This window comes from Bauldia sp. (assembly GCF_965232525.1).
GTDB lineage: Bacteria > Pseudomonadota > Alphaproteobacteria > Rhizobiales > Kaistiaceae > Bauldia.
In genome coordinates this window covers 3784973-3805609 of record NZ_OZ246980.1, presented here as the reverse complement: position 1 = coordinate 3805609, position 20637 = coordinate 3784973, and the positions used below count along the sequence as shown (strand labels likewise).

16 protein-coding genes are annotated in these 20637 nt (G+C 62.5%); 14 read left to right on the top strand and 2 right to left on the bottom strand.

The annotated features are described in order from the left end of the window. The first annotated feature begins 214 nt into the window (after positions 1-214). The gene (locus ACO076_RS18030; RefSeq protein WP_421724198.1) at positions 215-2410 is read left to right on the top strand and encodes a putative bifunctional diguanylate cyclase/phosphodiesterase; all 2196 of its coding nucleotides are present in this window, start codon (positions 215-217) and stop codon (positions 2408-2410) included. Positions 2411-2819: 409 nt separating this feature from the next. Next, a complete protein-coding gene (locus ACO076_RS18025) occupies positions 2820-4841 on the top strand; it encodes an ABC transporter substrate-binding protein (RefSeq protein ID WP_421724197.1) in 2022 nt (673 codons plus the stop codon). Positions 4842-4922: 81 nt separating this feature from the next. On the opposite strand, the gene ACO076_RS18020 is transcribed toward ACO076_RS18025, so the two are convergent. After that, on the bottom strand, positions 4923-5729 hold the full coding sequence (locus ACO076_RS18020) for a DeoR/GlpR family DNA-binding transcription regulator (RefSeq protein WP_421724196.1): 807 nt from the start codon (positions 5727-5729) through the stop codon (positions 4923-4925). A 487-nt stretch (positions 5730-6216) separates the two neighbouring features. Here ACO076_RS18020 and ACO076_RS18015 point away from each other — a divergent pair, with 487 nt between their 5' ends. The 5 genes from ACO076_RS18015 to ACO076_RS17995 all read left to right on the top strand — a co-directional run bounded on the left by ACO076_RS18015 (position 6217) and on the right by ACO076_RS17995 (position 12112). Beyond that, the gene (locus ACO076_RS18015; RefSeq protein WP_421724195.1) at positions 6217-7506 is read left to right on the top strand and encodes a Gfo/Idh/MocA family protein; all 1290 of its coding nucleotides are present in this window, start codon (positions 6217-6219) and stop codon (positions 7504-7506) included. A 15-nt stretch (positions 7507-7521) separates the two neighbouring features. Beyond that, positions 7522-8652 carry an alpha/beta hydrolase family protein gene (locus tag ACO076_RS18010; RefSeq protein WP_421724194.1) on the top strand — a complete coding sequence of 377 codons (1131 nt, stop codon included), beginning with the start codon at positions 7522-7524 and terminating at the stop codon, positions 8650-8652. A 42-nt stretch (positions 8653-8694) separates the two neighbouring features. Continuing rightward, positions 8695-10098 carry a glucuronate isomerase gene (gene uxaC, locus ACO076_RS18005; protein ID WP_421724193.1) on the top strand — a complete coding sequence of 468 codons (1404 nt, stop codon included), beginning with the start codon at positions 8695-8697 and terminating at the stop codon, positions 10096-10098. Then, positions 10095-11567 (top strand): mannitol dehydrogenase family protein, encoded by a 1473-nt coding sequence (locus ACO076_RS18000; RefSeq protein ID WP_421724192.1) that lies wholly within the window; start codon positions 10095-10097, stop codon positions 11565-11567. The genes uxaC and ACO076_RS18000 overlap by 4 nt, the downstream gene beginning before the upstream one ends. A 314-nt stretch (positions 11568-11881) precedes the next feature. Beyond that, the gene (locus tag ACO076_RS17995; protein ID WP_421724191.1) at positions 11882-12112 is read left to right on the top strand and encodes a hypothetical protein; all 231 of its coding nucleotides are present in this window, start codon (positions 11882-11884) and stop codon (positions 12110-12112) included. Between the two features lie 39 nt (positions 12113-12151). Here ACO076_RS17995 and ACO076_RS17990 read toward each other — a convergent pair whose 3' ends face one another. Beyond that, complete coding sequence (locus ACO076_RS17990; RefSeq protein ID WP_421724190.1) at positions 12152-13192, bottom strand: LacI family DNA-binding transcriptional regulator; 1041 nt, start codon at positions 13190-13192, stop codon at positions 12152-12154. Positions 13193-13328: 136 nt separating this feature from the next. Here ACO076_RS17990 and ACO076_RS17985 point away from each other — a divergent pair, with 136 nt between their 5' ends. Genes ACO076_RS17985 through ACO076_RS17955 form a run of 7 tightly spaced genes read left to right on the top strand, consistent with a single transcriptional unit; the run spans position 13329 to position 20636 of the window. Next, the gene (locus tag ACO076_RS17985; protein WP_421724189.1) at positions 13329-13670 is read left to right on the top strand and encodes an EthD family reductase; all 342 of its coding nucleotides are present in this window, start codon (positions 13329-13331) and stop codon (positions 13668-13670) included. Beyond that, positions 13667-14422 (top strand): SDR family NAD(P)-dependent oxidoreductase, encoded by a 756-nt coding sequence (locus tag ACO076_RS17980; protein ID WP_421724188.1) that lies wholly within the window; start codon positions 13667-13669, stop codon positions 14420-14422. Before ACO076_RS17985 ends, ACO076_RS17980 begins: the two co-directional genes overlap by 4 nt. Continuing rightward, the gene (locus ACO076_RS17975) at positions 14419-16515 is read left to right on the top strand and encodes a TIM-barrel domain-containing protein (protein ID WP_421724187.1); all 2097 of its coding nucleotides are present in this window, start codon (positions 14419-14421) and stop codon (positions 16513-16515) included. The genes ACO076_RS17980 and ACO076_RS17975 overlap by 4 nt, the downstream gene beginning before the upstream one ends. A 47-nt stretch (positions 16516-16562) precedes the next feature. Next, on the top strand, positions 16563-17771 hold the full coding sequence (locus tag ACO076_RS17970; protein ID WP_421724186.1) for an ABC transporter substrate-binding protein: 1209 nt from the start codon (positions 16563-16565) through the stop codon (positions 17769-17771). A 59-nt stretch (positions 17772-17830) separates the two neighbouring features. Then, positions 17831-18733: a carbohydrate ABC transporter permease gene (locus ACO076_RS17965; RefSeq protein WP_421724185.1), complete on the top strand. Its 903-nt coding sequence runs from the start codon at positions 17831-17833 to the stop codon at positions 18731-18733. Then, positions 18730-19557: a carbohydrate ABC transporter permease gene (locus ACO076_RS17960; protein WP_421724184.1), complete on the top strand. Its 828-nt coding sequence runs from the start codon at positions 18730-18732 to the stop codon at positions 19555-19557. Before ACO076_RS17965 ends, ACO076_RS17960 begins: the two co-directional genes overlap by 4 nt. Next, positions 19554-20636, top strand: a complete 1083-nt coding sequence (locus ACO076_RS17955; protein WP_421724183.1) for an ABC transporter ATP-binding protein — start codon at positions 19554-19556, stop codon at positions 20634-20636. The genes ACO076_RS17960 and ACO076_RS17955 overlap by 4 nt, the downstream gene beginning before the upstream one ends. The last annotated feature ends 1 nt before the right edge of the window (position 20637 follow it).

Sequence of the window (20637 nt, the reverse complement as noted above, 5' to 3'; positions counted from 1 at the left end):
GCAGTAGTAATTGCTCAAGCTTCAAGTTTTAGCGCCGAACGCCAACAAGGAGTGGCCGGCGCACGCCCGACTGAAACATCAGTTTGGCCAAGGGACACGCATCGATTGCAGTCGCGCCGAACAAACGCGCGAGCCCCGCTCAGCTTAAAGATATTGAAATCGTTGCCTTCTACCCTCGGTTCGCTCAACGAACCGTCAAGGTCAGGCGTCGAAAATGAAAAAGGCAATCACCGGGGGAATCACACTCAATCTGATCGCTGGGATCGTCATCACGATCGTGACAGTGGTCGCAGCGATACTTTGGATGTCCGCCCGCCAAAACGAGCAGGCTGCTCGGTCGACCGAAACCATGGTCATCGGCGGTGTGGAAGCCGAGAAGCAAAGGATCCAATCGCTCGCCAATGACTATGCCTGGTGGCAGGACTTCTACGACGCCTATGCCGCGGACGACAGCGAGTGGATGGTGACGAACATCGCGTCGAGCGTCGAGGAAACGGAAATCGCCGACCTCATGGCGGTTATCTCCCCGGCCGGCGATGTCCCGTACGGCTGGATGATTGCGGAAGACGTCGGACCGAACGATATCCTGACGCCCAGGGTCATCGACGGAATCCGGGAGCTGACATATGACATGCCGGTCGCTCCGCAAGCAGCGCGAAGCTCGTTTATCGAGACCGGCGGATCGATCATGCTGATCGCCGTGTCCCGGGTGGCTCCGGTCTACGAGCCTGAAAAGCAGGATGCGGCCGCGCTGCCTTTCTTCGTCGCCGGCATTACCCTTGCCGAAGACGAACTCTACGAACTCGGCAAATCCTTCCTCATCGAGGATCTGCGAATCGAGCCGGTGTTCGATCCGGATTTAGCGGCGGGGTCGAGCGCGACACCGATCGTCGATCTGGCTGGCGAAACCGTCGGCTTCTTCGTCTGGACGCCGCCGACACCAGGTGATGCGGTCCTGAGAAGCATCTTCCTGCCGATCGCCATTGCGCTGATCCTGTTTTGCATCGTCGCGTTCGTGACGGCCTATCGCGCCCGTCGCGTCGCGATTGCATTGGCGAAGAGCGAGAAGGAAGCGGTCATCGCGGCGCGCACCGACAGCATGACCGATCTCATGAACCGCACCGGGTTCACCGAACTGCTGGACTCACAGGAGTTCAGGACGGCGTGTCGGGACGGCAAGCTGGCCGTTGTCTACATGGACATCAACGGGTTCAAGGCGGTCAACGATTCCATCGGTCACCAGGGCGGCGACGAGTTGGTGGAAGCACTTGCCAAGCGTGTGGCCTCGATCCTGCCGGCGCGCGCCCATTTCGCCCGGATCGGTGGCGATGAATTCGCGGTAGCGATCCTGGGCGATACGGCGAGGCAAATAGCCGCCGAAACAGCCGCCGCGGTTGTCAACTGTCTCGATCAGCCATTTACCGTTCATGGCTTCGAGTTCCACGTCACGGTGGCGGTTGGCTACGCGGTGGCAGGCGGTTCGGGATTGAGACCAAGCGATATCGTCCGGCGCGCCGACATCGCGATGTATCAGGCCAAGAACGGAGTCGAGCGCGAGGCGGTGCTCTACAACGCCACGATGGAAACCGGCGCGCTGGAGAAAAAACAGATCGAGACGGCGCTTCGGCGCGCGCTCGAGCGCGGCGAACTTGAGGTCATCTATCAGCCCTTCGCCCGCGCCAACGATCTGCAGATCGTTGGTGTTGAAGCGTTGGTCCGATGGACGTCGCGCGAACTGGGGCTTGTGTCGCCATCCATGTTCGTAACCGTTGCCGAGGAGACCGGACTGATCCACGACCTCGGACGTTTCGTGGTGGCTCGAACCTGCAAGGACGCAGTCGCCTGGCCTGACCTGCGGGTCGCGATCAACTTGTCACCGGTTCAACTTCGCGAGCCGAATTTCGAGGCCGAACTTCGCGATACGATTTCCGCCGGCGGGATCGATCCGGCGCGGTTCACGCTCGAACTAACCGAGGGCATCCTGGTCAGCAACCCCGCGATTGCCCAGCGCAAGCTGAATACGCTCAAAGGGATGGGCTTCATGCTTGCGCTCGACGATTTTGGCACCGGTTTCTCGTCTATTGGCTACCTGCGCCAGTTTCCGTTCGATGTTCTCAAGGTCGACCGATCGTTCGTGCGCGACATCGGAATCAACGCCACCGCTAACGCGCTGATCCAGTCGCTGGTCTCGCTCGGCGATGCAATGGAGCTCTCGGTGGTCGCCGAGGGGATCGAGAACGACGACCAGTTGAAGCTGCTTCGCCTCGTCCAATGCGAGTACGTTCAGGGGTATCTGATTAGCCAGCCGCTACCGGCCAAGGGCGTAACGGCGCTGCTTTCGCGGCTCGGCCCGTCGCGGAGCGTGTCCTTCGAAACGGACGGTCAGCAGCGAGGGACGGCAGCGAGCTAACCCGCTGCTGCGCCGGTTAGCGCCGGCGGTCCGCCGCCATGTGCTGAAGCCGTGCCGCTGCGCGTTTCCCGACAGGCCCGCACGCCGTAGACGCCGTACGGTCGGTCATGCCGCGAGCTGTCGTGGGTCCCGCACAGAAGATTCAGACATTCGAGCACCCAGTCACTCAATGACTGGGCGACTGCCGATGTGGCACTCCCATCATCGGTTAGGGCGCTGAAAAGGCCGGGAATCCATGATTGCTCTCACGTCGAGCAGAGCGCTCCGCAACGGCGACTCACAAAGATGCTGAGCCAATCTGCCGGCGCGCCTTCTTGTCGCAAGTCGCGCATTTCGGAATGTTTTGGTAGACAAAATGCTATGAAACGTGCCTATAAATGTTGGTAGTACAACATTTGGGAGGAAGAGGATGTACGATCCAATACGAGGTACGGTTTTGCGGCTCCTTTGCGGCGGGAGCGTCGCCGCACTGACGGCGGCCGCGGCGATGGCCGATCCAATGCCGCCGGAGACGAGCCTGTCGACGATCGATCACGAACTGCTCGATCGGGACGCGCTTTGGACCTACGGGTCAATGGACACTTATGGCGAAGCACCATTCCTGACGGATCTGGTTTCCGCCGGTGTGTTGCCGCCTGTCGAGGAACGTCTGCCGACGGAGCCGATCATTTACTTGACCGGCGCGATGTCGGACGGCGTCGGCGAATACGGCGGTGTGTTTCGCCACGTGAGTGGCGGTCGCCCGGAGGGCTGGAACTGGCTCGCCGGTCTTCATCAAGGGTGGGGCGGTGTCAACGAGGCGGTTCAGGAGTGCTTCGTTCGGATTGGTCCGCTGTGGCAGGTGAAGGGCGATCAGTCCGGTCCGCTGCCGAACCTGGTCCGGAACTGGGAGTGGAACGCCGACTACACCCAGCTTGATCTTCAGCTCATGGAGGGCGTTCGGTGGTCGGATGGCGAGCCCTTCGACACCGAAGATGTCGCCTTCTGGTGGGACGACAACGTCCAGGACGAAGGGGTTTCGGCGCGCATGCCGAAGGAAGGCATGGGCGAGGGAACGACGATGGAGGTCACCGGGCCGTATGCGTTCCGATTCAATTTCACTGAGCCGCAGGGCCCGGCCCGGATCGAGTCGTTGGCTTACATCCAAGGCTGCCCCGGACCGGCGCATGTGCTCAAGCAGCATCATCCCAAATACAATCCGGATGCGACGTATGAGAGTTACCGGACCGCACTGGCGGCTGACACCGTTCCTCCGGTCGTGCTCGGTGCCTGGGTGCCGGTCGTCTACAAGCCAGACGAGGCGATCATCCTTCGGCGGAACCCGTATTTCTTCAAGGTCGACGAGGCGGGCAATCAGCTCCCCTACATCGATGAGATGCACTTCAAGCTGAGCACCTGGTCCGATCGCACCACCCAAACCGTCGCCGGGACGGCGGACTTCTCAAACATGGAGAACCCCGGCAACTACGTCGAGGCACTGAAGCAGTCGCAATCGGAGGATGCGCCGACCAAGGTCCAGTTCGGTCCTCGCGTTCTTTCGTGGAACCTTGAGCTGAATCTGTCCGAAACGGCCGGGGTCAACAATGACGTGGACGCCGAACTCCGGAGGCTGTTCCGGGACAAGGATTTCCGTGTGGCTTTGAGCCATGCCATCGACCGAGACGCTCTGGGCCAGTCAATCGCTCGCGGACCGTTCACCTATCCGTTCCCGGGTGGCTTCGCTGCCGGTTCACCGTATTACGACATCGAGAGCACAGTGTACTATCCGTTCGATCCAGCGAAGGCGGAGACGATGCTGGACGCGCTCGGCCTGACCGACACCGACGGCAATGGCATACGCAACCTGCCGGAATCCGGTTCGGATTTCGAGATCGACATCGTCTTTCACAACGAAGAGGCGACCGACTGGAAACAGGTCGATGCCCTTGTGTCGATGTTCGGCGACGTCGGCATCCGAGTGTTCACCCGCGGCGTGGACGACCTTCAGAACGTTCTCGACTCGGGCGAATTCGATATGGCGCAACGACGGCATCAATGGCTGATCCCCACGCGGGCGACATGTGGGTACCTGCCGATCTCCGAAGCCTGTCCGGACTGGCATCCGGTCGGCGACGACGGCAACCGCGACCTGTTCGATTTCGAGGTCGAGATGGTCGAGGCGATGAACGCGTTCCAATCCGCCTGGGACCCGGCTGACCGGGCACAGGCGGCTCGCGACATCCAGCGCCTTTGGACCGAGAACGTGTACACGGTCGGTTTGGTTCAGGCGCCGGCGGCGCTACTGGTGAACAAGCGCATCCGCAACGCCCATCCCGGCACGCCGGTTTTCATGTTCGACTGGGCCGAGGAGGGGATCATTCGCGAGCGTCTATGGACTCCCAAGGACGAGCAGCTGCAAGAACTGCTGCCGGGCACGATCGCCGAATACTGAAACTTAAAGGCGGAGCCGGATTGCTCGTTCGGCTCCGCCTCGTTTTCATGGGTAACCGGCCCGCCGCGTCACGGCCGCCAGTCAGTCAATTGCAGCGTCGGCCTCATCGTCGGGGACATGAACGCTGACCCCGATCTTTGTCAGCCGTGCCGACAGATCGCCGGGCAGGTCGACGTCGGTCACAAGATCATCGATCTCGGCAAGCGGGCAGATCGCCTCGAACTGCGGCAGTCCGTACTTGCGCCCTTCGATCACGAAAATCTTTCGCAGCGACTTCTTCATCATCGTCCGCTTGACCGCCGCCGCGTTCGAGTTGACGTCCATGATGGTTTCGGAGTCCATACTGCCGGCCGAAGCGACCATGACGTCTGCGTTGAAACGGCCGACGAACTCGGCGGTGAGCGGGCCGAAGGTCGCGGCCTCGCCGTCGTCATAGTCGCCCGGACAAACGATCGTGCGGATCGACCCATTGTCGGCGAGGATCTGAGCGTTCTTCAGGCTGTTGGTCACCACCGTGACCTGAAGCTCCGAGTCCGGTCCGACGCTTTCCGCAAGCCGTTGGCAGAAATGGGCAACCGTTGCTCCGGTGTCGACCATCAGCACCTTGTCGTCTTTCACCAGGTCGTATGCCACCTCGGCCATGCGACGGCGTCCGTCCGGATTCAGCCGCGACCTTTGAACGAGGCTGGGTTCATAGTTCATGTAAGTCGCGACGGCCCCGCCATAGGTTCTCGACAGGAGGCCCGTGGCGCTCAGTTCGTCGATATCGCGACGGATCGTTTCCTTCGTGACCCCGAACTGGGTCGCCAGATCGCCCAGGCGAACGGTCGGTACCGACCGAAACTCCGAGAGGACCTTCTGCTGGCGGTCTTTCTTACGAAGTTTCATCGGTTGTCTCTGGAGGAAGGATTGGCATGCCGCTGCAGAGGCCACGGGCTCCGCGTTGTTGCACTATCAACAGCCGCAAGGGTGACCACGCGCTCATAGGCATGTCCGTGCCATGTGTTAGGCAGTTCGTCTTTGCTGTGGGCATCTCTACTTCGTGAAGTGCCACCAAGGTGCCGATCTCTTTCCACAAACCGTTGTATTCGTTACGATACATAGCCGGCTGTGGAACGGGGATCAACCGCTGTGACAATCATGCACAAATAGATTCCACGCGATCCGGGATCGCTGATCGGCCGGTTTTTGACATCTCGAAAATGTGTGAGCTACAACACCGATCGACTGTCGTGACCGGCCGCACCGGTCGGATGCATTGTCGGAGCCTCGTCAGTTGCCAAGGCGGCCATACCGAGGCTTCATCACTGACATGGGAGAAAACGGGGTGGGATCATTGGTTGATGACGGCGTGGCTGCTGGGGCGGCATCCGGCATGAGTAATCGCAGACGGTTCGTGATGGTCGGGGTCGGAAGCCGGGCGCGGATGTTCTACGACGCGATCGCCGGGCGCTACGCCGACACCTGTGAGTTGGTGGCGGTTTGCGACACGAACCAGGTTCGGATGGATCTGGTCAACAAGACGTTGGCCGAGCGGTTTCAGGCGAATGGTGTGCCGACCTACAAGGCGGACGCTTTCGACACGATGCTCGAAACGCATAAGCCCGACGCGGTGATTGTCACGTCGATCGACCGAACCCATGACGATTACATCGTGCGGGCTCTCGCGCGCGATTGCGATATCGTCACTGAAAAACCGATGACCGTCGATGCGCGGCGATGCCAACGCATCCTTGACGCCGCGAAGGCGAGTGACGGACGTGTGCGTGTGACGTTCAACTATCGCTACGCGCCGCACAACACCGCCATCCGCGACCTGATCGCCGACGATGTGATCGGTGAGGTCAACTCGGTGCACTTCGAATGGCTCCTCGATACCTCGCACGGTGCGGACTACTTTCGCCGCTGGCATAGGGACAAGAGGAACAGTGGCGGGCTGCTGGTCCACAAATCGACCCATCACTTCGACCTCGTTAATTTCTGGCTTGGGGCGCAGCCGGAGACCGTGTTCGCGTTCGGCGATCTTCGTTTCTACGGACGCGAGAGCGCCGAGCGACGGGGTGTCTCGGCGCCCTGGTATCGGACAACCGGCGTGCCGGCGGCGGCCGACTCGCCGTTTTCGCTGGACCTGAACAAGTCACCCGCTCTGAAGGCACTTTATCTCGATGCCGAAAAGGAGGACGGGTATTTCCGCGATCTCAACGTGTTCGGCGACGGGATTAGCATCGAAGACACAATGAGCGTCCTTGTTCGCTACTCCAACCGGGCCACCATGACCTACTCGCTGACCGCCTACGCGCCATGGGAGGGGTTCAACGTGGCGATCAACGGCTCAAAGGGGCGTATCCAACTGACGGTTGGTGAAAACTCATACGTCAACGCCGGTGGCGACGCCGACGAGGAAGGCTCGGTCGGCTGGCGCCGGCTCTCCGTTCATCCCCTCCACGCCAAGCCCTATGACGTCGAACTCCCCGATCTTGGTGGCAGCCATGGGGGCGGGGACAAGGTCATGCTGGACGATCTGTTCGGCCCCCCGAGCAAAGACGCCGATGATCGGGCGGCGGACCATCGCGACGGCGCGATGTCGATTCTGACCGGGATCGCTGCCAACCGATCGATCGCCGCGGGACGGCCCGTCGAGATCGCCGATCTCGTTCGTTTCTGACAGGCGTCCGCGGGGATGGGCGACGGTTATATCGAGCGGGGGAACTCCGATCTGAACGCTCTCGCTGCGTTGTCGGCCACCGCCGAAGACTGGCAGGCGCGTGCCAGGATGCTCAGACGATCGATCGCCGACGCCCTCGGTCTCGCGCCGCTTCCGGAACGGTCTCCACTGAACCCGGTACGACGCGCGCCGCGGCTGGTCGGCGACGGGGCCGATGTCTACCAGATCGAGAACGTCGCCATCGAAATCCTCCCCGGCCTTCTCGCGACGGGCAATCTCTATCGTCCGGTGGACAAGCGATCGGCAGCGATCCCGATTGCGCTTCTGCCGCACGGTCACGACGACCGTGGCCGGTTCCACGAAAACCAGCAGCACCTCGCCGGGACTTTAGCCCGGATGGGTGTCCTGGCGCTGACATACGACATGCAGGGCTACGGGGAGGCGACCCAGATCGACCACCAGTGGCCAGCCATGGCGGCGCTGCAGACTTGGCAGTCGATGCGCTGGCTCGACCTTCTGCTGGCTGAACCCGATGTCGACCCGACGCGCGTTCTGTGCACCGGGTATTCAGGCGGCGGCACCCAGACGTTCCTGCTCGCGGCGCTTGACCACCGGCTGACGATGTCGATCCCGGTTCTGATGGTGAGCTCGGCCTTCCACGGCGGATGCGTCTGCGAGTCGGGATTGCCTATTCATCGCAACCGCGTAGATGACCAGCTGTGCGAAACCAACAACGCGGAGATCGCGGCGTTGGCCAGCATCGGCGCGAGCGGGCCGAGACCGCTTCTCCTTGTCTCGGCCGATGCGGATTGGACCGCCGAGACACCGACACGCGAGTTCCCGTTTGTCCGCCGCATCTACGCGTTGTTCGATGGCGGCGATCGCCTTGTCGCCAACGTTCACCTGCCCGACAAGGAGCACGACTACGGCCCGGCGAAGCGGCAGGCGGTTTACGACTTCGTGATGCGACACTGGGACCTTTCGGCGAAGACGCGCGGGGACGGATTGGTGGATGAAGGACCCAACCGGGTTCTCTCCCGGCAAGCGCTTTCGGTCTTCGCGGCCGAGGGCGGCGATCGGCCGACCCAGGATGGCACCCGGATTGCCCAAACGTATTTGCATCGTTCCCTACCGTCGGGCACTTAAGCCCCTCGACTGCCTCAAGCGAAAGACCACCGGAGATCACCTTTGGGCGCGCTCAACCATCCCGATCGGCTTTTCCCGCCGGATCCGAAAACCCGAGACATCGCGCGAGCGCTCTACGACTCGGTTCGCGACCTGCCGCTGATCAGCCCGCACGGGCATACCAACCCGGCGTGGTACGCGTTCAACGAGCCATTTCCGGATCCCGCCCAACTGTTGATCGTTCCCGATCACTACGTGTTTCGGATGCTGTTTTCCCAAGGCGTTCCGCTGGAGGCGCTGGGCGTGGGGATGGGCGAAGGCACCGAGACCGACGGACGGGCGATCTGGCGGGTGTTCGCTGAGCACTACTATCTGTTTCGCGGTACGCCGACCCGCCTGTGGCTCGACGACACCTTCGAGAACCTGTTGGGCATCACCGAAACATTGTCTCCGGAGACAGCCGACTCAGCTTACGACCGCGTCGCCGAACAACTGACCGGGGACGCCTTTCGTCCGCGCGCGCTGTTCGAGCGGTTCGGCCTGGAAGTCATCGCCACCACCGAAGGACCGCTCGACACCCTCGAACATCATCAGACGATCCGCGACTCCGGCTGGGCCGGTCGGGTGGTGAGCGCCTATCGCCCCGACAATGTTGTCGATCCCGACGTTGACGGCTTCCTCGACAATCTCGACCGGTTTGCCGATATCTCGGGGAGCGACACCGGTACCTGGCAGGGCTATCTCGATGCGCATCGGGCGCGGCGCGCGTTCTTCAAGACGATGGGAGCGACATCGACGGATCACGGTCATCCCAACGCCGACACCGCCAACCTCGGTTCGGCCGAGGCCGCTGCGTTGTTCGATCGGGTCCGGTCGGGGATCGCCGAGAAGCGGGACAAGGCACTGTTCCGGGCACAGATGCTCACCGAGATGGCGCGGATGAGCCTCGACGACGGGCTGGTGATGCAGATCCACCCTGGTTCATGGCGCAACCACTCGCCGACAATGTTCCGGCGGTATGGTCGCGATATGGGCTTCGATATCCCGACTCGGACCGATTATGTCGGGGCGTTGAAGCCGCTCCTCGACGCGGTCGGCCTGGAGCCCGAACTCACCGTCATTCTCTTCACCCTCGACGAGAGCACTTATGGCCGTGAGCTGGCGCCGCTTGCCGGCGTCTACCCATGCCTCAAGCTCGGCCCGCCATGGTGGTTCTATGACAGCCCCGAAGGGATGGTGCGTTTTCGACAGATCGCGACGGAGACGGCCGGCTTCTACAACACCGTCGGTTTCAACGACGACACTCGCGCCTTCCCCTCGATTCCCGCCCGCCACGACGTGGCCCGGCGGATCGACTGCGCTTTCCTCGCCGGACTGGTCGCCGATCACCGGCTGCGCGAAGAGGAGGCGCGCGAAGTTGCCCGCGATCTCGCCTATGACCTCGCCAAGAAGGCCTACCGGCTATGACCGACCGCTTGTCCAACCGAACGCTGGGTGGATTGCCGGAGGCGGTCCGCGTGCCGACCTACGATCGCGATCGCGTGCGGCCGGGCATCGTGCATCTGGGGGTGGGCGCGTTCCATCGGGCGCACCAGGCGGTCTATGTCGATAATATCCTTGCGGACGATCCGAGCTGGGGCATCGTCGGCGCGAGCCTGCGACGGCCGGATACGCGCGATGCTTTGGCGCCGCAGGATGACCTCTACACGGTCGTTGCCCGCGACCAGAACGGCGACCAGTGCCGGGTCATCGGCTCGATGACAAGGGTTCTGCAGGCCGACGAGGACCGGGCGGGGCTGATGACCGCCCTGACGGCGGCGGACACCCGGATCGTATCGCTCACCGTCACGGAAAAGGGCTATTGCCACGACCCGGCAACCGGGACGTTGCTTCCGGATCACCCCGATATCGTTCACGATCTTGCCAATCCTGAAGCGCCGAAGTCGGCGCCCGGCTTGCTCGTCGCGGCGCTAGCCGAACGGCGGCGTCTCGGCCGAGCACCGTTTACGGTGCTGAGTTGCGACAACCTGCCCGCCAACGGATCGACGGCACGTGGCGTTGTCATTGGCCTGGCGCACTTGATGGATCCGCCGCTCGCGGACTGGATCGAAGCGCAAGTGGCGTTTCCGGCGACGATGATCGACCGCATCGTTCCGGCCACCACCGACGCGGATCGCGAGACGGTAGCCGCGGCGATTGGTGTCACCGATGCGTGGCCGGTGGTCACCGAGCCGTTCAGCCAATGGGTGATCGAGGATCGCTTTGCCAACGGTCGTCCGCGTTTCGAGGACGCCGGGGTGCAGATGGTCGCCGACGTCGCGCCGTTCGAGGAGATGAAGCTGCGGATGCTGAACGGTTCGCATTCGACCCTGGCGTATCTCGGATACCTGGCTGGCTTCGAAACGGTATCGGCCGCGATCGGCGACCCGGCGTTGCGTGCGCTGGTGAAGCGACTGATGACGGACGAGGTCACTCCGACCCTGAGTGTGTCCGGCATCGATTTGCCCGGCTATCGCGACGCCCTGATCGCCCGTTTCGACAACCCGGCGCTCAAGCACCGGACCTACCAGATCGCGATGGACGGCTCGCAGAAACTGCCGCAGCGTCTCCTCGGTACGATCCGGGACCGGCTCGCGGCCGGTGCCTCGTTCACGTGCCTGGCGCTCGGCGTGGCGGGGTGGATGCGATACGTGACTGGCGTCGATGAATCCGGTGCCCGAATCGACGTCCAGGATCCGCTCGCCCCGCGTCTGAGGTCCATACACGAAGCGGTCGGCGACGATCCGCCAGCGTTGGCTCGGGCATATCTGGCGGTCGAGGAGGTCTTCGGGACAGACCTTGCCGCAAACGCGGAATTCACGTCGATGATCGAGCGACACCTTTCGTCGCTGTACCGCCATGGGGTTAAGGCGACAGTTCAATCGCTCGTAGCCTAAGCGAGACGACCGTCCGATACATCTGCCTTCAAGTGTGACGGACGTCACAGCCTATCCGATAGGCGACGAATAACGACGCGGCCAGCGTGTTTTCTCGCTGACTTCACACGATCGACCCGCCCGCCTGTTTGAGCCGGCGGCGAGAACCCGACTTTGGGAAGAGAGGACGAGGCGCTCCGGCGTGCCTGCCGGGCCGTCTGCCTGACTTCGTTTCCCGGACGACAGGCCGTTGAAGTCCAACCGGACGGTCGAGGCTCATGTCCCGGCAGACGGTTGTCCGAAGCTCTAATGAATTGAAACGAAAGGGAAAAATCATGTTCGCTCGTATTGCTCTCGCTGCCGTTATGTCGTTCGCAATGATTGGCGGCGTCTCCGCCGAGACGGATCGCGCCGACGAAAATCGCGATCTGCCCAAGCTCGAAGTTCTGCCACCGCCGACCTTCGATCCGACCATTGATGTCGACCCCTATGAGATTGCTCCTCGTCCCGCGACCAAGGAAGCGGGCAAGGAGCCGTCCGAGCTCCACGAAATCGATGCTGATTGATGAAGCCTTGCGAGGGGAGGGCCGTCGGCTCTCCCTTCGTCAGGTCTCGTTGCCGGCGATGGGCTGGGGTTCCATGCGATGGGACTCGCGAAGAAGCGCCCGCGGCTGGATCACGTGCGTTTCAAGCGCCGGAACGTCGTCGGCGGTCAGCCGGTTGAGCATGACGTCGCTGAGCAGTTCCGCGACCCGGCGATCCTCGGTCGAGAATGTCGACAGGGGTGGGGCCGCGTGTTCGGATCCGGGAAAATTCTGACCGCCGAAGATCGTCGCGTCGCGCCCGAAGCGGATCGATCGCGCTGCGGCCGATCGGTAGAAGCCGAACGCGAGTGAGTCCTGGATGCAAGCGATCGCAGGATTCCCCGAACTGGAAAACACGCTTTCGGCGAGGGCCTCGCCCTGGCGCTCGGTCATCTCGACCCGCGTCGTGATCACGTCGGCGAGACCGATGCGTCCCGCCTCCGCAAGTGCTCCCTCGACATAGTTGTCGGCAAAGCGCAGCCCCGTCGGTGCCGCGACGATATGCAGGACCTCCGGGTTCGATTGGGCGAGTGCGGACACGGCGATTGTGCCGGCGGTCCGGTAGTCGATCTCGACCCACGAGTGGCGATCGGGCCATGAGGTCTGGCCGAAGGTGACGAACGGGAAGCCGGCGTCGAGCAGATATCGGACACGCCGGTCGTTCTGAAGCGTCCGGCCGAGCACCAGGCCATCGGCAAGCCGGTCCTCGACGATCGAACGGACGATATCGATTTCCTCGTCCCGCGTTCGGGCCGCGAAAACGGCAAGGGACATCGCGTGATCGCGCAGGCGCTGGTCGAGGGTCGCGAGGAGCTCGAGGAAGATCGGACTCGCGAAGCGTTGTTGCGGCGGCGACAGCAGGACCGCGACCCGGCCGATCCGCCCACCTTTCAGCGCGCGAGCCGCCACGTTGGGGCGATAGCCGAGTTCGCGGGCGAGCGACCGGACCTTTTCGATCGTCTCCGGCTTCACGCGTGGGTCGTCCCGAAGCGCCCGTGACACGGTGGAGACGTCGACTCCAAGATGCAGGGCCAGTTCCTTCAACCCCACACGTCCGCTCATTCGCTTTCTCTCCTCCGTGTTCCTGCCGGCATAGTTACAGCCGAGATCGCCCACGGAATAGGGTATTTTTCGAAATCCAATCGTTTGTATTGACGGAATTGTGCAAATCCGTCAGTCTCAGCTCGGGAGGTATCGTGTGATCAAGCTTGTTGCGCTGGTCAACAAAAAGAGCGGGCTTTCGATCGAGCAGTTCCGTGACTACTGGATCGATATTCATGCCCCCCTTGCCCGGCAAATCCCGGGTATGCGTGGCTATCGCATCAACGTCGGTAGCGATCCGGGCGAACTGACGCCAGCGCCCTATGACGGCTCGGCGGAGATCTGGTTCGACGACCGGCAGACGATGGATGCGGGGCTCTCGTCGCCGCAAGGCGACATCGCCGGAGCCGAAACTAGCAACTTCGCCGATAGCATCGTCTTTCTCGTTTGCGAAGAACACGTCGTCATCGACCAATCGCCTGTCGGAACAGCCGCGTGAACGCGCGCATGTTTCCGGTGCCGGACCGGCACAAGGACAAGGTCTATCTGGTCACCGGCGGTGCCGGCGGGATCGGCAAAGCCTGCGCGGAACGATTCGCTGCCGAAGGTGCTCAGGTGATGATCGCCGACATCGACCCAGATGGACAGGCGGTCGCGCACGCAATCGGCGGCACGTTCCGTCTCGTCGATATGTCGCAGCCCGACTCGGTGCGCGATTTGGCAAGGACGACGATCGAAACGTTTGGCCGCATCGACATCTGGCACAACAACGCCTTCAGCGCGGTGTTCAAGCCCATCGACCAACAAACCCTGGAGGAATTCGAGCGCATCACGGCGGTCGGCATTCGTGGCTACTGGATAGGTGCCAAGGTTGCCGTCGAGCACATGATTGAACGCGGCGGCAAGGGCGTGATCATCAACACCGCGTCCGTTCAAAGCTTCATCGGCGAGAAGGGGTTCTCGGCGTATCAGGTGACCAAGGGTGCCGTCCTTGCGCTGACCCGTTCCCTCGCGGTCGACCATGGTCCCGACATCCGCGCCGTCGCGATCGCGCCCGGCTTGATCAAGACCCAAGCCATTGCCGGCATTCCCGATGAGATCATGACGGAGGTGATCGCCGGTATCCCCGCTGGGCGTGGCGCGGAACCGGAAGAGGTGGCGGCGCTCGCGGCGTTCATCGCATCGGAAGAGGCCGACTACATGTCCGGCACAGCCGTCATCCTCGACGGCGGTTACCTGGCGATCGGATGACCACACCGTCGCCAACCCCTTTCGCCGAAGACGACGGCGCCCTGGTTTGCCACTTCGGCGGCGAAGCCCTCCGGCTGGAACCCTGGGGGACAAACGCCATCAGGGTACGAGCGCGCCCCGGCCACGAGATCGTCGAGCCGCATGTCAGCGCATTGCTGTCGCCTGAGGCGGACCAGGAATCGCGCGTCGATATTGGATCGGGGTCGGCATCGCTTACGTGCGACCGTCTTCGTGCCGAACTTGTGATTGTCGATCGCTATGGCGCCGACGTGAAGCGTGAGGTGGTGATCTGCTTTACCGACGCGGAAACCGGCGAAGAGTTGCTGGCGGAGACTCGGCCTCATTTCGCCGGCCCTAAGACGCGAAACTTCAAGGCGCTGGCGTCGGACTCATGGAAGCTTGAGGCGCACTTCAAGGCCTATGACGGTGAGCGGCTCGAGGGGCTCGGCCAGCCGCAGCACGGGCGAATGGACCTGAAAGGGACCTCGACGAACCTCCTGCAGCAGAACGCCCACGCCGTGATCCCGTTTGTCGTCTCGTCGCGTGGCTATGGACTGCTGTGGAACAACCCTGCGACCGGTCGTGTCGATTTCGCTGCCAACATCACGCGGTGGACGGCCGACTCGACGAACGGTCTCGACTACTGGATCGTAGCTGGCGACTCGCCGCGCGACATCGTGCGCGCTTATCACGATGCGACCGGGCATTCGCCGGACATCCCCGATTGGGCGCTCGGTTTCTGGCAATGCAAGCTGCGCTATCGCACACAGGACGAGCTGCTGTCGGTGGCGCGCGAATACAAGCAGCGTGGACTGCCGCTCTCCTGCATCGTCATCGACTTCTTCCATTGGACGCGCCAGGGCGAGTGGAAGTTCGACCCCGCCGACTGGCCCGATCCCGGTGCGTTGATCGACGAGCTGCGGTCGATGGGCGTTGAGGCGATGGTCTCGATCTGGCCGACGGTCTCGGCCTCATCGGAGCACTACAAGACGATGACCGAGCGCGGGCTGTTACTGACGGCCGAACGCGGTCTGCCGGTCGTCATCGCCTTTCCGGACAAGGATCCCTTCGGACCGGGTTTCTTCACCTACTACGACGCGTTCAATGCCGAAGCGCGCGATTTTCACTGGGAGATCGTCAAGCGCAACTACGTCGACCATGGTTTCCGGCACTTCTGGCTCGATGCGTGCGAGCCCGAGATGCGCCCCGCGCATCCGGAGAACGTGCGCACGGCGATGGGAAATGGCGCCGAGATATTGTGCGCCTATCCGCTCCTTCATGAGCAACGCTACCGGCAAGGTCTCGACGAGGTTGGCGGCGACGGCGTGCTCTTGTGCCGCTCCGCCTGGGCAGGATCGCAAAGACATGGGGTGATCCTTTGGTCGGGTGATGTCTGGTCGAACTGGGAGTGGTTCCGCGCCCAGATACCGGCCGGCCTGCACGCCGGCATGGCCGGCCTCGGCTGGTGGACGACGGACATCGGCGGCTTCTACGAAGGCCACGTCCACTCGCCGGCTTTCCACGAGCTCCTGGTTCGCTGGTTTGAGTTTGGTGTCTTTTCGCCGATCTGCCGGCTCCACGGCTTCCGCGTTCCCGAAGATGTTCCGCCGCCGGCCGAGGGCGAACCGGTCACCTATGGACAGGACACCTTCAACATCTTCACCAATACCGGCGGACCGAATGAAGTCTGGTCGTTCGGCGCGGACGTCGAAGCGATCCTCATCGAACTGCTGCGTGTGCGAGAGGCATTGCGCCCGTATCTGAAAGACTGCTTCGCGAATTATGCGGCCACCGGTGATCCGGTCATGGCGCCCGTGCACTACCACTTTCCGGACGAGCTCGCGCAACGCGGCGAGCCGATGACTTACATGCTCGGGCCCGATCTGCTCGTCGCGCCGGTAACCGAACCGGGGACCGAGCGCATGACGGTTGCTTTACCCGGAGCGTCCGACTGGCTGCATGCGTGGACCGGTGAACCGTTCCAAGGCGGCCGGTCGGCAACGGTGGACTGCCCGCCCGGGCGGTGCCCGGTCTTCGTTCGCGCCGGCACCTGTTTCGATTTCGGCGAGGCCTTCCCGGGACTGGGGCGTTGAATGTGCAAACCCGCTCCTAGAGCGATGATGACAACAGGGAGAAGGACATGAACAGACTCTTTGCGATGGCCCTTGGCGTCGGCTGCCTCGCGGCAGCGTCGGCACAGGCGACGACGCTGACCATGTGGACAGAATCGTCCAACGCGCCGGAAGGTGTGTTCGCCAATGAATTCAGCGAGATGGATAACGGCATTACCATCGAGGTGCGCGAAGTGCGGTTCGACGATCTGGTCGCCGAGACACTGCGCGCCTTTGCGACACAGACCAATCCGGACCTGATGTCGATCGACAATCCCGACCACGCGGCGTTTGCATCGCGCGGCGCGTTCCTCGATCTGACCTCGCGGGTCGAGGCGTCGGATCAGATCGACATGGACAACTACTTCGATGGGCCCCGTTCGAGTCTCACCTGGGACGGTGGGGTCTATGGCATTCCGAGGGCGTCCAATACGATCGCGCTCTACTACAACAAGGATATGTTCCGCGCGAAGGGGCTCGATCCGGATAATCCGCCGACGACCTGGGAGGAGCTCTACGAGGCGGCGGCCGCCCTCAACGATCCCGATAACGATGTTTACGGCATCGCCTTCTCCGCGAAGGCGTCGGAGGAGGGGACATTCCAGTTCCTGCCCTGGCTCCAGATGACCGGTGGTTCGTTCGAGAAGGTCAACGGGGAGGGTGCTGCGACGGCGCTCGACTTCTGGAAGCGTCTGTTCGACGAGGGCCTGACCAGTCCTGACACGCTGACCCGCGGCCAGTGGGACTCGACCGGTACGTTCAACGGCGGCAACGCCGCGATGGCGATTTCCGGTCCGTGGGAACTGAAGCGCATGGCGGAGGACGCGGACTTCGATTGGGGCGTCGCGCTGCTGCCGGTGCCGGAGGCAGGTGCCGAGCGCGCCTCGGCACTCGGCGATTTCAACATCGCGATCTTCGACAATTCGGAGAACCCGGATGCCGCGTTCCAGTTCCTCGAATATGTCGACAGCCAGGCGGAGCGGCTGTGGCCGGAGTTCACCCGGATGCCTTCCCGCAAGGATGTCGCACCCGCCGCGACGGGCAACGCCAAGATCGACGCGGCGACCCCGATCTTCGTCGAGCAGCTCCAGTATGCCGAGAACCGTGGGCCGCATCCGGACTGGCCACGCATCTCGACGGCGATTCAGGACGCCATCCAGTCCGCGGTGACGGGTCAGAAGACATCGCAGCAAGCACTGGACGATGCGCAAGCGGTGATCGATCGTGTCCTGAACTGATACTCAGGCAATGAGTCCGGCCCGCATGCGTGGGCCGGACCATCAGGTCACGCAGGTCGATGGGACGGCTCCTCACATCGTTTCGGGACGGGATCGGCTTCGACACGCTGTTGATCCTGCTGGCCCTTGGCTATCTGTTGGCGTTTGCCGGGCTGCCGCTCCTCTACAACATCATCATCAGCTTCCAGCAGGTCGACATGTTCAGCCTGGGAAGCCTGTTTCATCTCGGCGTCGGTTGGGAGAACTACGCGAGCATCATCGCCGACCCGCTAGCCTGGACGGTGCTCGTCAACACCATCGTCTTCACCGCGGCGTCGGTCTTCTTCCAGTTCGTGATCGGCTTTGCCTTCGCGCTCTTCTTCAATCAGCGCTTTCCCGGCGCCACCTGGTTTCGCGGTCTGTTTCTGGCCGCCTGGGTTATGCCGGGCCTGGTGGTCGGGGTGTTGTGGAACTGGCTGTTGTCCGGCGACTTCGGGGTTATCAACTACGTTCTCCTGGGCCTGGGTTTCATCGACGAGCCGATCTTCTGGCGCTCGGACGTGGACTATTCGCTCATCGCGGTCATCCTCGCCAACATCTGGTACGGCATGCCGTTCAACATGATCCTGTTGGCGGTCGGCCTCGCGGGTATTCCCGACGATCTGTATGAAGCCGCCGAGCTCGACGGGGCCAACGTCTTCCAGCGCTTCTGGACGATTACGTTGCCGATGATGCGCTCGACCATCGGCGCGGTCCTCGCCCTCGGCATCGTATTCACCCTGCAACAGTTCGATCTGTTCGCCGCAATCACCACCGGTGGGCCGGCTGGATCGTCGACAGTCGCTCAGTACTGGTCGTGGGAATTGAGCTTCCGCGAGTTCGATTTCGGACGCGGAGCGGTCATCTCGGTGATCATGATCGTCGTGGTGCTCGGGGTTTCGCTGATTTATGTCCGCTCGACCCGCGGGGAGACGCGATTGTGAGCGAGCGGACCAAGAACCTGATCCTGCTCGCCGTCGCGTTTGTGCTCGCGGCGATCTATCTTTTCCCACTCTACTGGATGTACGTCACCAGCCTGAAGACGAACACGTCGATCTTCGCCGTGCCGCCGGAGTTCCTCCCCGGTTCGCCCCAATGGCAAACCTACGCCGAGATCTGGGCCGAGAGCGACATTCCGCGCTACCTGTGGAACAGCGTGTTCATCGCGACCGGGGTGACGTTGGTGACCGGTGTCATGGGTACCGGCGCAGCCTACGTCCTGGCGCGTTACCGCAGTGTCTGGATGGACGTCGTCCTGTTCCTGGTGCTGATGTTGCAGGTGTTGCCGCCGAGCCTGATGGTCACGCCGATTTTCGTGGCGTTCTCGACTATCGGTCTGCTGGAATACCCGCGCATCGCGACCATCCTGGCGATTTCGGCGAAAACCATGCCGTTCTTCGTCATCCTCTGCCGTGCGGCCTTCATGACCGTCCCGCGCGAACTCGAGGAAGCCGCGCTCGTCGACGGCAACTCCCGCGCTGGTGCGCTGTTCATGATCGTCCTGCCGCTGGCGCGAAACGGCGTTCTCGTCGTGGCGCTGCTGATCTTCATGCAGGGCTTCGGCGAGTACGTCTATTCGACCTCGTTGATTGCCGATAACCGCCTGCAGCCGGCATCGATCGGCATGACCAACTACCTTCAGCCCAACGTGGTGACCTGGAATGCGATCATGGCCTTCGCAGCGACTTATGTGACGCCGATCCTGGCGGTGTTTGTGATTCTCCAACGCAACATCGTCAGCGGGTTGACCGCGGGAGCGCTCAAATGACCGGTACCCCGCAGATCGAGCTCGTGAATGTCGACAAGCACTATGGGAGCTTTCAGGCTCTGGCCAACATCAACCTGACGATTCCAAAAGGGCAGTTCGTCACTCTCGTTGGGCCATCCGGTTGCGGCAAGTCGACGTTGCTGCGCTCGATCGCCGGTCTCGAACGGATCAGTGCCGGGACGCTGAGGATCGCCGGGGAAACCGTCAATCGTGTGCCGCCACGTAAGCGCGATCTGGCGATGGTGTTCCAGTCCTACGCGCTCTATCCGCACATGAACGTGCGCGACAACCTCACCTATGCGCTGCGGCTGAAAGGCGTGCCGAAAGCCGAGCGCCACGTGAAGGCGGATGAAGTGGCGAAGGTCATCGGCTTGGAGAGCCTGCTGGACCGGCGCCCCAAGGAGCTTTCTGGCGGCCAGCGCCAGCGGGTCGCGATGGGGCGGGCGATCATCCGCGAGCCCAAGGCGTTTCTGTTCGACGAGCCGCTTTCGAATCTCGATGCGTCGCTACGGGTGCGCATGCGGAAAGAGATCCGGGCGCTGCATGACCGCATCGGATCCACATCGGTCTATGTGACGCACGACCAGATCGAGGCGATGACCATGGCCGATCATGTCGTTGTCATGCGCGCCGGTGTGATCGAACAGCAGGGCGCGCCACTGAACCTTTACGAACGGCCGGACAGTCAGTTCGTCGGCGGGTTCATTGGGTCGCCTGCGATGAATTTTGTCTCTGGCGTCGTTGCCGAGGATGGAAAGCACATCGCTCTGGACCTGGCGGGCCGGCCGGTTCTCACTATCGACGTGGAGTTACGGTCGGGGAGCTCCGTAACCGCCGGCCTACGACCCGAACATATCGAGATGGAGAGCCCTGCGACCGACGACACGGCGGTGATGACCATCAGCGCCGTCGAGGCGACGGGTTCGGCGACCTACTTGTTCTCGGATGACGATCCGGAATTAATTGCGGTTGCCGACGGGACGAGCCGTGTTCGCGCCGGTGACAGGATCGGTTTCCGCATTGCGCCGCATCTGGTCCATCTGTTCGATCCGCAGACCGGTCGCTCGCTGCGCTCGTGAG

Bases quoted from the DNA above. Each gene is read 5' to 3' on its own strand.
- ACO076_RS17975 (WP_421724187.1), top strand. From the start codon at position 14,419: ATGACCACACCGTCGCCAACCCCTTTCGCCGAAGACGACGGCGCCCTG.
- ACO076_RS18030 (WP_421724198.1), top strand. From the start codon at position 215: ATGAAAAAGGCAATCACCGGGGGAATCACACTCAATCTGATCGCTGGG.
- ACO076_RS18025 (WP_421724197.1), top strand. From the start codon at position 2,820: ATGTACGATCCAATACGAGGTACGGTTTTGCGGCTCCTTTGCGGCGGG.
- ACO076_RS18015 (WP_421724195.1), top strand. From the start codon at position 6,217: ATGAGTAATCGCAGACGGTTCGTGATGGTCGGGGTCGGAAGCCGGGCG.
- ACO076_RS17965 (WP_421724185.1), top strand. From the start codon at position 17,831: ATGGGACGGCTCCTCACATCGTTTCGGGACGGGATCGGCTTCGACACG.
- ACO076_RS18010 (WP_421724194.1), top strand. From the start codon at position 7,522: ATGGGCGACGGTTATATCGAGCGGGGGAACTCCGATCTGAACGCTCTC.
- ACO076_RS17970 (WP_421724186.1), top strand. From the start codon at position 16,563: ATGAACAGACTCTTTGCGATGGCCCTTGGCGTCGGCTGCCTCGCGGCA.
- ACO076_RS18000 (WP_421724192.1), top strand. From the start codon at position 10,095: ATGACCGACCGCTTGTCCAACCGAACGCTGGGTGGATTGCCGGAGGCG.
- ACO076_RS17995 (WP_421724191.1), top strand. From the start codon at position 11,882: ATGTTCGCTCGTATTGCTCTCGCTGCCGTTATGTCGTTCGCAATGATT.
- ACO076_RS17955 (WP_421724183.1), top strand. From the start codon at position 19,554: ATGACCGGTACCCCGCAGATCGAGCTCGTGAATGTCGACAAGCACTAT.
- ACO076_RS17990 (WP_421724190.1), bottom strand. From the start codon at position 13,192: ATGAGCGGACGTGTGGGGTTGAAGGAACTGGCCCTGCATCTTGGAGTC.
- ACO076_RS18020 (WP_421724196.1), bottom strand. From the start codon at position 5,729: ATGAAACTTCGTAAGAAAGACCGCCAGCAGAAGGTCCTCTCGGAGTTT.